The sequence below is a fragment of the Terriglobia bacterium genome (assembly GCA_020073085.1).
Lineage (GTDB): Bacteria > Acidobacteriota > Terriglobia > JAIQFV01 > JAIQFV01 > JAIQFV01.
Window position 1 is genome coordinate 280,471 of record JAIQFV010000003.1, and the last position, 14,510, is coordinate 294,980.

Here is a 14,510-nt window from a genome sequence, read left to right on the forward strand (position 1 = left end):
ACCCGATGTCAGCGCTCTATGCTAAGATATTGCTCGAAATGGAAAACACCCCGATGACAAAGACGTTGTACGTGTTGGTCGCCATGGTTGGCCTGACCGCCACGGTAATGTTCTACTACGAGGCGTTTTCAAATCCAAAGGAGACGACGATGAAGCTCAAGGAAGGTGATCCGGCCCCCGATTTCGAGCTCCCCTCGCAGGCCGGACAACAGATACGCTTATCCAGCTTTCAGAACAAGAAGAACGTCGTGCTCTATTTCTATCCCAAGGACAACACGCCGGGATGCACTCGGGAAGCTTGCAGTTTTCGCAACGACCTGGGGCAGTTCGCCTCGAGGGACACCGAGGTCCTCGGCGTTTCCCTGGACAGTGTTGAATCCCACCAGAAGTTTTCGCAGAAATATGGGCTGAACTTCACCTTGCTGAGTGACCACGACCGCGTCGCCGCCACTGAATATGGGGTGATGGGAAGCTTCCTGGGGTTGAAGTATGCCCGGCGGACGACCTTCGTGATCGACAAGTCCGGCGTCATTCGCAAGATTTTTGACAAAGTCAACGTCGGCAATCACAGCGCAGAACTGTTGGCGGCCCTCCAGAATCTCCCGGGAAGAGACGTCAAGAACTAACGGGTTGGCTCGATTCGGCCCTGTAATTCCTCGATAAGGCGAAACGGACGACCGCAGGGGCAGGAATCCGCCGACACACGGACCATGTCGCTCAATTCATAACGAATCAGCGGCTGGGTGTATCTAGTCAGGGCCGTAACCAGTACCCGGCTTCCCAAATCACCGGAAAGAGTGGGGCGGTTCTGCTGATCCACCACCTCCACAATCGACAAATCTTCGTAGAGATGTAATCCCCGATGCTCGGCGCACTCCGAAGCCACGACCCCGGTCTCCGTACAGGCATACCGATCGAAGGGACGGACCTTCCAGGCAGCCTCGATGTTCTCTCGTTGGGACGTGGGCAGTACTTCGCCCCCCGTGGCGATGATCCGGGGGGAAATCCGCAGGCGGCCCGCCAATTGCTCTTCGGCCAGTAACTCAATCGCTTCGGAGAACCCCTGCAGGATCTCGGGTTGCCATGCATTGAGTCGCTCCACATTGCCCGGAAGGGCATCGTCGGGGAACAATCGCAGGGTGGGAAACCACCAGAAATGAAAAGTAGCTGTCACCTGAGACGACATTTCAGAGGGATTGGAAGAGACGATTGCAGCGGCCCGCGCCCGGCGGAGAGGGCGGACCCGGACTCCCGCCCATTCATAAGAACGTATGGCCGATGCCAGGACGACCGCCCATTCCTTGTCATTAAAGAGGTAGACCCCGGGAGATCCTGCGCTCCCCGAGGTGAAGCTGGCCCAGTAGCGTCCTCGATGTCTCTCCTTTTCAGGAATCCGAGCCAGATGATCCCCGATTTCCTTGAGACGAATGGAGCGATCAGTGACTAAGTCATCGAAGTTCTCCATCATCATGGATTTTGTGAGGATGGGAAGTTCCTGAAGCGACGCCTGGTACCGCCCCTTGTGGAACTCGCGATAGAACGGGGAACGGGGGTATACAAACGCTCGAAGACGATCCAAGGTTCGAGACTGGTAAGACTCCAACCGCTCCCGGTCCCAGCGCTCCCGGCGGCGTAACTCGCGCCGGAGCTTCAACAATCGAAGGAGAATTTGTGCCTTGAACATGGCCTGTTGACCCAATCCCAGCCCGCCTCGATGCGATGTTTATGCCGCGGATGACAGGGAGGGGGCACTCATCGGGGGGGTGTTCTTCCGCGTATATTAGGGAGCAGGGGCCACCGATTCCTGGTCGAACGATTTGATCAGGGGAGCTTTGCCATTGGCTTCGCACAGGATTTGGGAAACTCGTTTCACGGTAATGGGCGGGGCGATGCCTCCCATGGCTGAAATCGCACCTCGCAGGGAATCCGCCAGGGCTTCATCCGAGAATCCTTCCGGCACCTTCCGCAAATGAACAATCAAACCGTCCCGCTGCTGAAGGATTTGCCACCCGGCGATGGGGAGTAGATCGATGACTCGATGAAACACATCGGGAGGCACGGCCACCAGGCCGAGTGTCGGGGAAGGAAAGTACAGGGTCTGCTGGACACGACCATGTAATTCATCGATGAGACGGAGGGAGCGCCCGCAGGGACAAACATCAGTAGAGAGTCGGACAAGGTCACTCATTTCGTAACGAATCAGGGGCTGGGTATGTTTCGTCAGGGCGGTAATCAATACCCGGCTGCCCGATTCGCCGGGAGGGACGGGACGATTCTCCTGATCCACCACTTCCACAATCGACAGGTCCTCGTATAGGTGTAAACCATGATGCCCGGCGCACTCCGAAGCCACGACCCCGCTCTCCCCACTGGCGTATCGATCAAAGCGACGCCCCTTCCAGGCTGCCTCGATATGTTCCACCTGGGATTTTGGCAATAGGTCTCCTCCCGTCGCGACAACGCTGGGCGATATCCGCAGCCGGCCGGCCAACTGTTCTTCCGCCAACAAAGCGATCATATAAGAAAACCCTTGAAGGATTTCCGGCTGCCATGCGTTGAGTCGTTCCACAATGCTCCGGAGAGGTTCGTTGGAGAACATTCGGAGGGTGGGGAACCACCAGAAACGAAACGTTCCCGTTACGCGCGCCGTCATTCCAGCAGGTTTAGCCGAGATAATCGCGGCCGCCCGTGCGCGTCGCAATGGGCGAATCCTGACTCCGGCCCATTCATAAGATCGAATGGCGGACGCCAGCACACACGCCCATTCATTGTCGTTGAAGAGGTTGATTGACGGATATCCCGCACTGCCCGAAGTCAGGCTGACCCAGTAGCGGCCTTGATATTTCTCCTCCCTGGGAAGGCGACCCAGATGAGCCCTGACTTCGTCGAGACGGATGCTGCGGTCAGTGACTAAGTCATTGAAGTTCTCCATCAACAAGGACTTGGTAAGGATGGGAAGATCATGCAGAGGCGCTTGATGCCGACCCTTGTGAAATTCGCGATAAAAAGGAGAATGCCCGTATACAAACGTCCGAAGTCGATCCAAGGCTTGAGACTGGTAGGACTCCAACTGCTCACGGTTCCAGCGTTCCCGCCTTTTCAACTTACGGCGATGATTCAGTAAATGCAAAAGAAGCCGTGCTTTTATCATGGACCTTCAACAAACTTCCGATTCCTTGAGGAGCGATACCAGAAGAGACGCGCTTTCTTAAGGGGCAATCACGCCACGATGTCCTCAAACAACACAGTGGAGAGGTACCGCTCGCCGAAGCTGGGGATGATGGCGACAATCAGCTTATCCTTATTCTCCGGGCGTGCGCCCACCTTCAACGCGCAACTTGCGATGGCGCCGGAGGAGATTCCGACAAAAATTCCTTCCTCTTTTGCCAAGCGTCGTGAGATCGCGATGGACTCATCGAGCGTCGCCCGATAAACTTCATTGTAGAGCTTCGTGTCCAGAATGGCTGGTACGAAGCCGGCCCCGAGGCCCTGGATCTTATGAGGACCGGGGGCTCCGCCCGAAAGGACGGGTGAGGTGTCCGGTTCAACCGCTATCAACTGGACCGACGGCTTGCGTTCGCGTAAATACTTTCCAGCGCCTGTGATCGTCCCGCCAGTACCCACCCCTGCAATCATGATGTCCACCGCTCCGCCCGTGTCATCCCAGATCTCCCTGCCTGTGGTCTGATAATGAATCTCCGGGTTGGCGGGATTGTCGAACTGGTGAGTCAGAAACACCTTGGGCAGGGACCGGGCGAGTTCTTCCGCCTTGGCGATCGAGCCTTTGATTCCTTCGGTCCCCGGCGTCAAAACCAGTTCGGCACCCAACGCGCGCAACACCTTCCGGCGTTCCAGCGACATTGTCTCGGGCATCGTCAGGATGCACCGATAGCCCTTTGCCGCACACACGAATGCGAGGGCAATGCCCGTATTGCCGCTGGTCGCCTCAATGACCACTGTCTCCTTGTCGAGGAGGCCTCGCCGTTCGGCATCTTCAATCATGGAAAGCCCGATGCGATCTTTTACGCTGGACATGGGATTCATCGATTCCAGCTTCACCACAACGTCGGCCACGGCGCCGCCTGTAATTCGATTCAGACGCACCAGTGGCGTGTTTCCAATCGTTTCAGTGATGGAGTTCTTAATGTTCGCCATTCGCATCTCCTCCAGAGGGTCATTCCAAGCGAGCACACCGATCGTCCCCGCCCAGACTTTCACAACGGATGAAGTGAAGCGGGTATTCTATGCAATTTCGCAAAGAACGCAACCGGAAAGAGGCCTGAGCTCAGGCACACGCACAACGAACGGACCTCAATCCCCCCGTTGGACCAGCATCAACACCAGCCGCAGGGGGCCATGCACACCCGTTACAAGGACCTTCTCGATATCGGCCGTGCGGCTGGGACCCGTGATGAGGGTGGTACAAGTCGGGAAACTTCCGGGGGTCAGCGACTGTGAGTCCATCCATTCATCCAGGCTGATGAAAATCTGCGATCTGACTGCCACGACCACGTGACATTCCGGCAGAAGTGAAATCGAGCGCCCCCCGAACCCGGCATGGCTAAGAACCATCGTTCCAGTCTCAGCGATCACGGCGTCGCAGCCGGTGACGCCGAGTTGACACAAGGAGAGCATCTCTCTGAGTTGGTCCGGAGGCGAAGACGTCTGTTCGTTAAGCATCAGCTTAAAATCCTGGAAATTCTGCAGTCCCGTGACCAGATTGGCCTCTTTCAAAATCGGATCTGTGCCCACCGCCAAGCGTTTATAGTGCGACTCCCGGGCCAACTGGAGAATGGCGGCCGGAAGGTTCTCCAGACCAGCCACTGTCCGAAATTCAGCGCCCAGCCGCTTCAACTCGTGGGCCAGATGCGATATCGTCGCTTCGGTGACCGCCTCCCGCAGTCTGACTTGAGGTGTCCGGCCCCGTTGCAGAGAATCGTTCGATGCGGGCGGTTCGGAAAGGGAAGAAGCCGGCACGCAGAGTTGTCTTAGTTTTGCGAGTAGAGGCTGGCGCGAGCCATCGGCTGGGAAGTTCAATCGATTTCTCCTTCTTCCCACAACTGGTGGAACGATTTTTCAGGTAACGGCGGAAAATCCCTCCCCGCACTCCAGCGGGGAACTCGCAGGCCTTTCCCCCGCGGAGCGAGAATCCTCTGAGCCATCCTTCCCAGCCTTCGAGTCCAGTGATACAGGACAGGCCGTTTCATCGTCGCGGTGAACATTTTCATGATCCACCGTTCACCGCGTGAGGTCAAAGAGGAATCGACCGCACTCTTTCGGAGCCACAGAAGCATATGGTGGAGGTCAATCTTGACCGGACAGACGGCGGAGCAATTTCCACACAGGGAGGAGGCGAACGGCAACTCCTGAGCACGAGAAATACCTTGCAGTTCCGGGGTGATCACAGAGCCAATGGGGCCAGGATAAACCCATCCATAGGTGTGTCCGCCCACCCTCTGGTAAACCGGGCAGACATTGAGGCAAGCGCCGCACCGAATGCAATAAAGCGCCTCGCGGGTGTGAGGGTGTGTCAAAAGCCGGCTGCGGCCGTTGTCCAGGATAACAACATGCATTTCGTCCGGACCGTCCGCATCTCGAGCCCTTCGAGGGCCATTGAGGATCGTCACGTAGCTGGTCAGTTTTTGTCCCGTGCTGCTGCGGGCCAGGAGCTTCAGAAATACGCGCAAATCGTCCAATCGAGGGATGACTTTTTCGATTCCCATGAGGGCGATGTGGGTGCGTGGAAGGGTCGTGCACATTCGCCCATTTCCTTCGTTGGTGATGAGCACGATGGAGCCGGTATCCGCCGCGGCAAAATTCACCCCGGTGATCCCGATGCTGGCTTCGAGGAACTTCTCCCTCAGGACCGCTCGAGCGGCGCGGGTGAGTTCCTTCGGGTCATCGGAGAACTTGATCCCCAGTTTCTCAGAAAAAAGTTTTCCGATTTGAGTGCGGGACTTGTGCAGTGCCGGGGCCGTAATATGAGAGGGGGTCTCGCCGGCCAGTTGAATGATGAATTCACCCAGGTCGGTTTCCAGCGGATGAATTCCGGCCGCGTCCAGAGCAGCGTTCAGCCCAATCTCTTCACTGGTCATGGATTTTGCCTTTACGGCCAAAGACGCCCCCCTTTGGCGGCAGACATTCACAACGTATTCAGCAGCCTGACTCGCCGTTTCGGCCCAATAAACCTTGCAGCCGGCCTCTATGGCCTGAGTTTCAAACTGCTCCAGGTACTCCGCCAGGTGATCGATGGCTTCCGCCTTGATGGCATGCGCCGCAGCGCGCAGATCTTCCCATTCCGGAACGCCCAAAACCGCCTGCAGACGCAGGCTGGCGGAATGGGTGGTCGCTCGCCTGAGGTTTTCGCGCAAATCCCGCGCCGCCAAATTCCTCCGGGCGGCTTCTTTAAAGTTGATGGGTTGCTCTGCCATTTGCTTCGTTTCCGCAACGCGGGCAGAAGGCCCGCCTCACAATCAAATTCCCTGCGCCAACAACTCGGCCAGATGCATCGGCACGACACGACTCTTTCGCCTCGAGAGCACTCCCGCAATCTGCATGAGACAGCTCGAATCGTTTGCGACGACGACATCCGCCCCGGAGCGTTCAATGGCCGCCGCTTTGTCGGCCCCCATGGCGGTCGATATTTCGGGGAATTTCACTGCGAAGGTCCCGCCAAAGCCACAACAGGTTTGCAGGTCGTCCAGTTCAACAAACTCGAGGCCGCGAACATTTCGAATGAGCTGACGCGGCGGCTCCTGGATCTTCAACTCTCTTAACAGGTGGCAGGAGTCATGATAGGTCACCTTGCCTCTGAACTGTGCACCCACGTCGACCACTTTCAATTCTCGCACGAGAAAATCTGAGAATTCGAAGATTCGCGGCCCCAGCCGCTCGAGTGTCCGTCTTCCAGCCCGTGAAAGCTCCAACTGTGGATAGTAGATTTTCACCATACTGACGCAGGAACCGGAAGGCGCCACGAGCGTATCTGCCGGTTCGAACACCCTCAGGAAGCGCTCCGCCAGTTCGGTGGCCTCCGCGTGATAGCCGGAATTGAACGCCGGCTGGCCGCAGCAGGTCTGATCCCTCATATAAACATATTCCACCCCCAGTTTTTTCAGCACACGGCACATGGAGACAGCCACGCCAGGATAAAACTGATCAACCAGGCAGGGGATGAAGAGATGAATTTTCATGGGGACAACTGCCCTTAACTTATCTCATCGGTGTGGAAAGAGTTCAACTTCTGCCCACTACGCTCCTGACGAAGTCGGAAGTCAGATGTCGGAAAAAAGCCGGAACCTCCTTTTCCTGACTCCCTAATAGGCTGAACCTTTGGTTCCTGCGCATCCGGATCATGGATGGATAGGGGTTGGACGAACACTAAAGGATGATACTACCACACGCGACCAGGGGAAGACCGATGGCCCCAGAAGGACTGCTCTCACACCTCTGCTTCACCTTTCGAAATCCCCCGGCGCTCGATCCAATGCAGGATCATCGGCCAAATCTCCCTTTCCGCATCGGCGCCGATAATGATGGAGGTATGATCGTAGTCGGCCCGGTTTGAATACCGGCGACCCAGAACATGAAAGGTCCTGTCGGCCGAACCCACCCCGTTAAAGATTCTCTCACAACCCTCCGGGTTGGCCATGTCGTCCCTGACCCCCACCAGGCAAAGCAACGGAGCTGAGAAATTCTTAAGGGCCAATTGGTAATCAAACTCGTTATTGGTCCATTTGTGCATCCAGTTCCACCAAAACCATTCCGTCATGACTCGCCCAAACTCGTCCTCCGGTCCGAGATGCAACCGACGTGACGGAAAATACCCGAGCAGCGAGACGATCACCGGAATCGAGATCAAGCGGCCCCGTTGCCGCCAGGTCCTGTTTTGCTCGGTGGTTTGAGTGCCCAGGGTCACGACGCCGGCAATGGAGGGATTGGCTTCGTGATACTTCCCAAGAAACGCGTAGATGAGAATCCCCCCGTGGCTGTGCCCAATCCAGAAAAGCTTTTTTGCGCCGGTCACCTCGAGGACAGTCTCGATCGCCACCCGCACGTCCAGGTCCACCAGATCATCAAACCCTGCTTTACTCCGGCGGGGCCCGCACACAAAGGCTCTCCCGTGGTCGCGGACTTCAAGCAGCCACACGTCCACGCCGCGGCGAGCCAGCCAGGCCGCCATCCCTTTTCCCTTGGCGCTCAGCCAGATGTTCCGGTTGACAAAAACCCCATGAGCGAGGACCAGGGGCGGCAAACGACCCCGAGGCGTGCCTTTGTGCTGGACATGGGAAAGCGCGATGGCGATGGATGGCGACAGGAAGATCTTGTGGACTTCGATCCGAAGGTCCCCGATCGATTCTTGAGCGATCTCAGTTTTCAGTGAGCGCGATCCCACGCTGGCGCCTGCCCTTTCATCCCGACATTAAATATCAGGCGGCGGGGGTCGCCCTAGTGCGAGTCCTCGTAAGAGGTCAGGCTGAGGGAGGAATGGACCACGGCCGCGCCGGCACGCAGGGCGGCAGCGACCCAGACCGCTTCCATCACCTCCTGTTCCGTAGCCCCTGCTGATTTGGCCCCCCGCGCATGAATGTCGATGCACGCCGGGCATTGGGTGGTATGAGCAACAGCAACCGCAATGAGTTCCTTGGTCTTTCGGGAAAGGGCACCTTCGGCCATGGCAGCCTTGTCAAAATTCACGAAGGCTTCAAAGGCAACGGGGGTGATCTCTTTCGCTTTTACAAATTTAGTTTGCTCAGTCTGCTTGTAGAATTCGCGGGGCATGGCCTCTCCTTTTGGTTTTGGACTCATTTCGAGATGATCGCTTCGCGGGCCGTCACACGGACCGTGGACCTATTTCGATTCCGGCAAAGATGAGGACGTGTGATCATGGACAATCTTCCATCCCGGCGCCATGCCTTCTGGCGAGCCCGGAAATTTCTGCAGGATAAGCGTGAAGATTCCCTGTGGTTCATCCCCCGCACGCTTCAGCAGCCATCTACCCAATACCCACGCGGCAACCGGCGCGCCCTTCTCAGAAGAAGAAGTCGGAAGGAGATGGATCTCTAAATCACTGAATGAAAGCTCACCCATTCGCGCGTGATCGGGATAGGTTGCCTTATATTGCTTGAGCGTCTCCTGCCAGCCGCGCCGGATTTTCCCCCCGCTCGTAAAGAGGAGCTCCCGGGAATTCCAGTAACCCTTCATGAATTCTTCGATATCCCCATGATTCCAGGCAGACACCTGGGTCTCAAGGACAAGTCGAATCTCGTCCTGAGGGGACCGGGCAGGGACCGCAGGAGAGCTGGCCGGCCATGCACTGACCTGACTCAGAACGCCAACCCCCAACACAAAGGCAATTGGAAGAAATCGTCGCATGACATCACTTCACTTTCTCGGGATCCGGGATCGTCAGATCCGCCCCGGACTGCGGGGTAGGAACTGTCGCAGGGGTGAAGGGTTCCGGTTCCACGCCTAAGGCATCGGCAAGGCGCGTGTAGTAATTGAAGAATCCAGCCACCTGGACGACGTTCAAGATGTCCTCATCACTTAACCCCTTGGCGCGCAGTTCTTCAATCGTCAATGGGCTGATGGAGTGGACCTGTTTGGTGACCTGAACTGCGAAGTCGAGCATCGAGCGGACGCGGTCTTCCAGCAAGAGCATGCGATAGTCCAGTTTAATGAGCCTGACCAACCGGTCGTCATGGGTGAGTTGACGGAGATCCTCTCCGTGTGCTTCCGTTCAATAAACACAACCCGTCGTTTTAGAAACCACCACAGCGATCATCTCGCGCTCGGTCCGGGAAAGGCTCGAGGGGCCCAGCATGATCGCTTTGTAAAGATTAATGGAGGCGTGCAGGACGTCGGGATTCAGACTCTGTGCCGTCACGATGTTGAAAACCCTGCCCACGCGCTCGAGGGCTGCTTCGAATTCTTTCTTGAGTCTTCCCGTTGCGCGTTCCAAGGAAATTGTCTTGATCCAGGTCATGAAATACCAAATCCCTTCAGAAGTCTCAAATGTTCACTATCTTTCCGGGAGGCAAGCTGAAGCAGGCCGAGTGCCTTGTAACTTCAGAACGTTCCTAACCTGAGGGCCCATTTGAATAATGATTACCGCGATGGCGTCCGCTCACTTGATTTCAATTTCGACCAACTCAATCACCGTCCGGCCGGTGTTGCTAATCGAATGGGTCACTGCCCCCTCTCGCCACATGAAAGAACCTGCTCTCAGGTTCCGGCCCTCCATCCCTATGCCCTCCATCCGATCCAGGAGGGTTCCTCCCCTGATGACGGCGGCAACGTGCGGCTGTCTGTGGGAATGGAGTTTCGTCGATTCACCGGGCCGCAAGACCGTTCGGGTCACCCGGATCCTTTCGTTTTCAAGCACGAGGCCTTGGTGCTGGCCGAGCGGGGGCTCCGAGGTGTTTAGTGGGCCTCCTGCCGGGTGAGGGCGGAGCAGTTCGATCGTCAGGTTGTGAAAGGGCTTCCCGCCCCGGTTCCGGACACGGTGGGTAATCGGCCCCGCCTTAAAGCGTACCTCGCCCCTCTTTAGATTCAAATCCTCTTCCTTTTGGCCGAATACCTGGGATTTGAGGGTCGAGTCCCCAAAAGTAACAAACACATAGTCCTCCGGATGGATGTGAAACATGGTCGTCTTCCAAGGAGGAACCCTGACATCGAAGATCTTAACGACGGAATTCTCCACTTTCAGATGGTGGAACAGCTCACGCGAGACGGGCACCGGCGCCTGGGCCGGCGCATTAAAACCAATTAGACACAAACCAAAGAGACCCGCCAGATACTTCATACATGCCTCTCGCCATCTGCCTCGAAAAATACTTCCTTCTCTTAGTGCGGGGTCCGGGGCAAAGATAAGCCCCGCCCATGCTAATCTCCGGAGTACGATCGCCGTCGCCGAGTTCTCCTGGTTCTGGCAATGAGGACCATTCCTGCAATGAACCCGCCGATGTGTGCGAACCATGCGACCCCACCACCGGCTTGCGGGCTCATCGCAAAGGATGAGAACCCACTGAAAAATTGCTCCACAAACCAGAAGCCCAATAGAATTACCGCGGGAAGCTCAATAATGGGCCAAAAAATAAGAAGGGGAATCAGGGTCAACACGCGGGCGCCTGGAAAAAGCAGGAGGTAGGCGCCGAGCACTCCCGCGATGGCGCCGCTCGCCCCAATGGAAGGCACCGTCGAGGACCAGTTGAAAAAAATGTGAGCGAGGTTGCCCAGCACTCCGCAAATCAGGTAAAAACCCAGGTAAGGGATGTGCCCGAGATAGTCTTCGACATTGTCTCCAAAAATCCATAGATACCACATGTTTCCGATCAGATGAAGCCAGCCCCCGTGAAGAAACATCGCGGTGAGGAGAGTGACCAGGTTCGGCAGCGCTGCAGGATCCAGTGAGAAAACGGAATCAATCCAGCGGAGCGGGACTAACCCGTAGACTTGAATGAAAGAAGTAAGATGTCTCCCCAGCAATAGTTCCTGGAAAAAAACCGCCGCATTGACGACGATGAGCGCCACCGTGACGATAGGAAAGGTTCGCGAAGGGATGTTGTCGCGGAAGGGAATCATCCGGGTCTGCTCTCCGACGCGATTCTATAGGTTTCTTGCATAACATTCAAAAAGGGAATGCCTCTTTGAGGGTGGAATGGTTACTTCTCTAAGGAGCGAGTCCCGCCAAAAGTCGAGCAGGAGTATAGGGAATTCCACCCCGGGAGACCAAGCGAATCCTTCGAGCGTTCTTCAAGTCTTCAAGGGGATTCCCTTCGATGAGCACAAAATCCGCCCGGCTTCCAATTTCAATGGAACCGAAATCCTCCTCATGACCCAAGGCGCGGCTGGCATTAACGGTGGCGGCCTTCAAGGCCTCAAAAGGGGGGACTCCTGCTTCGACGAGTGTTTCCATTTCCTGATGAAGGCCAAATCCCGGAGCAACAAACTGATTGGGTGTGTCCGTGCCGGCAATCAGCAACCCTCCGGCCTCATAGAAAGCCCTCACAAATTGCTTCTGGAGCGGCCAGGCCGACTTATAGATATTGGGATCGCCCAACTCCATGGTGAATTGCTGCCACCCCTTCACAATGGCGGGAGGGGCGTGCGAGTATTTCACCGCTTCCTGCTTTTCCTCAGTGTCCTGTCCCCAGGTCGCGAAAACCTTCTGAAACCAGAGCGTCGGGGAGAGGGCGACCCGATTTGCCACCATACGGCGAATCAGGTCCGACAGTTTTTCGGGGACCACCTGACCCCATGCCGCATTGGTGGTTTGCCAACCTTGAGCGAATCCCAATGCGTGTTGGACGCGGGCGATCTCAGGATCAGGGAGCGCCGCATCGGCAACCCCTGAAAGATGGGTAATGATGTTGATGCCGAGCGAAGTCGCTTCGATGGCATTGGTGCGGCCGAGATGCCCCATGACTCGCATCCCTCTTCGATGAGCCCCATCGATGGCGATTTGAGAAAGGTCGGGTGTCAATTGGGCATAGATCTTGGCAAATTTGGCCCCCGCCATGGCCCGTGCCCGAATGGCTTGTTTGACCTGACTGGCCGTAGTCACGACCGTCATATGAGGCCAGGCCGCGGGAGGGGAGGTGATGAGGGATCCACAGACTTCTATTCGAGGTCCTAAGAATTCGCGGGACAACGATTGACGCTTTATACGAAAAACCTTTTCAGAAGGGTTTCCGGCCTCAAGTATCGCGGTCACCCCGTTTGCAAGGAAAATCTTCAACATTGACCCTTCATCGCTGTTCCACTCCAGATGGACGTGAGTGTCGATCAAGCCGGGAATGGCGAACAGTCCCCGGCCGTCGATCAGGTGCTCCGAGACCTCATTTCTTGATCCCGCTTCCCTCATGTGGAGTTTAAGATCGTCGAGATCCTCCTGCGTTGCAGGCCGCACCTCGGCGATTCGATCCCCTTGAACCACAAGGGTCATGTCCTGTCTCAGAGCAGTGGCCGAATTGGGAGCATTCACGTTGACGACGGTCACGCCGACAATCAAAAGTGGCGGCGCCGGCGTCTTTCGGAATGGAAATGATCCCGGGGAGGCCGCCCAAGCCCAGAGAGGCTGGAGGACGAGCAGGGCTCCCGCAGCAATCATGGCGGCAAGGGAAAGGACGATGGGGCCCGCATTGTTGGGACGGAAGCTCATCGGGTGAAATGGTTTCTCATTTTCGGCAAAAGCCTGTGGTCTGGAGGGCCAGAAGGCGCCCCCGCGTAAACACGGGAATCAAGCTCCCCACTTCTTCCTGGGGGACAGTCTCGAGAGGCAGGGTTGGACAAACCTGAGGAGAGCTAATCTGGCCCCTCTTCGGCGGATGGATAGGTGCGCGCACCCTCCACCCCAGCGATGTCATTGCCGCCCCCGGCGTCCCAGGGACGATTGATCGTTCCGCGACAAGACGTCGCCCCGCAACAGCAGGGGATGGCTGCCGCTTCGTCATCGGCGGCGTCAAACCAGTAATCGTATGTCAGCTCCTCACCCGGCGCGATCGCTCGTCGAGCGACCACCCAGATTTCATCCCCCTCGATTTCAATGAAACAGTTGGGATCGCAACTGTGGTTGATGTAGACCGCAATATTCCCATTGACGCCTCCGTCAATGGCATAGCCATTCTCCATGTCGAAGAGGTAGGTCACCCCCCTATCGCTGTATAACTCCTCTCGTCGGTCACTCTCTTCGGCGGTGATCTTTTCCCCCAGGTACTGGACGATCCTACGTCCGGACTGAACTGCTGAGGTCGCAAAGACTCCCTGCCGGTGAATCGCAGACTGCCTCAGCTGGATAAGGTCTTCAGGCTGATCCGCCGACGGGAAACGTGGTTCCTCTTTTCGCTCCATCTCCGATATTCCGGCCTTTGTGACGGATGGACCTTTCTGAGAGTTGAAATGGGAGGGGTTCATCTTATCGCCTGGAGCACCGCTTCGACATGACCCTTGACCTTCACCTTGGGAAAAATCTTACTGATCTTCCCATCTTTGTCAATGATGACCGTAGTGCGCTCAATCCCCATGAATTTTCTTCCGTAGAGGCTCTTTTCCTTCCAGACACCATAGGCCTTGAGAATCCGCTTCCCTTCGTCACACAACAGCGGGAATGAGACCTCATATTTACCGGCAAAATTCGCTTGGGCCTTCACGCTGTCGGCGCTCATGCCCAGGACCACGGCACCCTGCTTCCGAATTGCATTGTGCTGATCCCGGAAATCGCACGTCTCCAGGGTGCAGCCCGGGGTATTGGCTTTGGGATAGAAATACAGGACAACGACTCTACCTTTGAAGTCCTTCAGGCTGACCTCTTGACCTGCGCTGTCAAGGGCAGTGAAGTCGGGAGCCCGGCCGCCTTCTTTAAGCATGAGTAATCACCTCAGAATCGGATTGCCCATAATCATGATCGTTTTGGGACGGTCTCTATTCTATGTGGACTGGCTTCTTTGTCAACGGTCAGGAGAGGAATTGTTTTGAAGGGCTTGTTCCCGGGGGGTAAAATCCGGGTGTCG

At 56.5% G+C, this 14,510-nt stretch carries 17 protein-coding genes; 1 reads left to right on the forward strand and 16 read right to left on the reverse strand.

What is annotated here, in order from left to right:
* The first annotated feature begins 149 nt into the window (after window positions 1–149).
* Complete coding sequence (locus LAO21_05450) at window positions 150–626, forward strand: peroxiredoxin (protein ID MBZ5552146.1); 477 nt, start codon at window positions 150–152, stop codon at window positions 624–626.
* On the opposite strand, the gene LAO21_05455 is transcribed toward LAO21_05450, so the two are convergent.
* From LAO21_05455 to bcp, 16 genes are all read right to left on the reverse strand, one after another.
* Window positions 623–1,684 carry a phenylacetate--CoA ligase family protein gene (locus tag LAO21_05455; protein ID MBZ5552147.1) on the reverse strand — a complete coding sequence of 354 codons (1,062 nt, stop codon included), beginning with the start codon at window positions 1,682–1,684 and terminating at the stop codon, window positions 623–625. The genes LAO21_05450 and LAO21_05455 overlap by 4 nt on opposite strands.
* A 96-nt stretch (window positions 1,685–1,780) precedes the next feature.
* Window positions 1,781–3,151: a hypothetical protein gene (locus LAO21_05460; GenBank protein MBZ5552148.1), complete on the reverse strand. Its 1,371-nt coding sequence runs from the start codon at window positions 3,149–3,151 to the stop codon at window positions 1,781–1,783.
* A 68-nt stretch (window positions 3,152–3,219) separates the two neighbouring features.
* Complete coding sequence (cysK, locus tag LAO21_05465) at window positions 3,220–4,155, reverse strand: cysteine synthase A (GenBank protein ID MBZ5552149.1); 936 nt, start codon at window positions 4,153–4,155, stop codon at window positions 3,220–3,222.
* A gap of 156 nt (window positions 4,156–4,311) precedes the next feature.
* Window positions 4,312–5,037, reverse strand: a complete 726-nt coding sequence (locus LAO21_05470; GenBank protein ID MBZ5552150.1) for a lactate utilization protein — start codon at window positions 5,035–5,037, stop codon at window positions 4,312–4,314.
* A complete protein-coding gene (locus tag LAO21_05475; GenBank protein ID MBZ5552151.1) occupies window positions 5,034–6,431 on the reverse strand; it encodes an iron-sulfur cluster-binding protein in 1,398 nt (465 codons plus the stop codon). The genes LAO21_05470 and LAO21_05475 overlap by 4 nt, the downstream gene beginning before the upstream one ends.
* 42 nt (window positions 6,432–6,473) lie before the next feature.
* Window positions 6,474–7,193 (reverse strand): (Fe-S)-binding protein, encoded by a 720-nt coding sequence (locus tag LAO21_05480; GenBank protein MBZ5552152.1) that lies wholly within the window; start codon window positions 7,191–7,193, stop codon window positions 6,474–6,476.
* A 248-nt stretch (window positions 7,194–7,441) separates the two neighbouring features.
* Window positions 7,442–8,395, reverse strand: a complete 954-nt coding sequence (locus tag LAO21_05485) for a lysophospholipase (protein MBZ5552153.1) — start codon at window positions 8,393–8,395, stop codon at window positions 7,442–7,444.
* A 53-nt stretch (window positions 8,396–8,448) separates the two neighbouring features.
* On the reverse strand, window positions 8,449–8,781 hold the full coding sequence (locus LAO21_05490; protein MBZ5552154.1) for a carboxymuconolactone decarboxylase family protein: 333 nt from the start codon (window positions 8,779–8,781) through the stop codon (window positions 8,449–8,451).
* A 69-nt stretch (window positions 8,782–8,850) separates the two neighbouring features.
* The gene (locus tag LAO21_05495) at window positions 8,851–9,375 is read right to left on the reverse strand and encodes a nuclear transport factor 2 family protein (protein MBZ5552155.1); all 525 of its coding nucleotides are present in this window, start codon (window positions 9,373–9,375) and stop codon (window positions 8,851–8,853) included.
* Window positions 9,376–9,379: 4 nt separating this feature from the next.
* Complete coding sequence (locus tag LAO21_05500; GenBank protein MBZ5552156.1) at window positions 9,380–9,661, reverse strand: hypothetical protein; 282 nt, start codon at window positions 9,659–9,661, stop codon at window positions 9,380–9,382.
* A gap of 78 nt (window positions 9,662–9,739) precedes the next feature.
* The gene (locus LAO21_05505; GenBank protein MBZ5552157.1) at window positions 9,740–9,985 is read right to left on the reverse strand and encodes a carboxymuconolactone decarboxylase family protein; all 246 of its coding nucleotides are present in this window, start codon (window positions 9,983–9,985) and stop codon (window positions 9,740–9,742) included.
* A 141-nt stretch (window positions 9,986–10,126) separates the two neighbouring features.
* Entirely contained in the window at window positions 10,127–10,804 is a 678-nt protein-coding gene (locus tag LAO21_05510) for a hypothetical protein (GenBank protein MBZ5552158.1), read from the reverse strand.
* 80 nt (window positions 10,805–10,884) lie between these two features.
* Window positions 10,885–11,583, reverse strand: a complete 699-nt coding sequence (locus LAO21_05515; GenBank protein ID MBZ5552159.1) for a rhomboid family intramembrane serine protease — start codon at window positions 11,581–11,583, stop codon at window positions 10,885–10,887.
* A gap of 88 nt (window positions 11,584–11,671) precedes the next feature.
* The gene (locus tag LAO21_05520) at window positions 11,672–13,162 is read right to left on the reverse strand and encodes an amidohydrolase family protein (GenBank protein ID MBZ5552160.1); all 1,491 of its coding nucleotides are present in this window, start codon (window positions 13,160–13,162) and stop codon (window positions 11,672–11,674) included.
* Window positions 13,163–13,305: 143 nt separating this feature from the next.
* Window positions 13,306–13,851: an SET domain-containing protein-lysine N-methyltransferase gene (locus tag LAO21_05525; GenBank protein ID MBZ5552161.1), complete on the reverse strand. Its 546-nt coding sequence runs from the start codon at window positions 13,849–13,851 to the stop codon at window positions 13,306–13,308.
* 59 nt (window positions 13,852–13,910) lie between these two features.
* Window positions 13,911–14,366: a thioredoxin-dependent thiol peroxidase gene (bcp, locus tag LAO21_05530; GenBank protein ID MBZ5552162.1), complete on the reverse strand. Its 456-nt coding sequence runs from the start codon at window positions 14,364–14,366 to the stop codon at window positions 13,911–13,913.
* Window positions 14,367–14,510 lie beyond the last annotated feature (144 nt).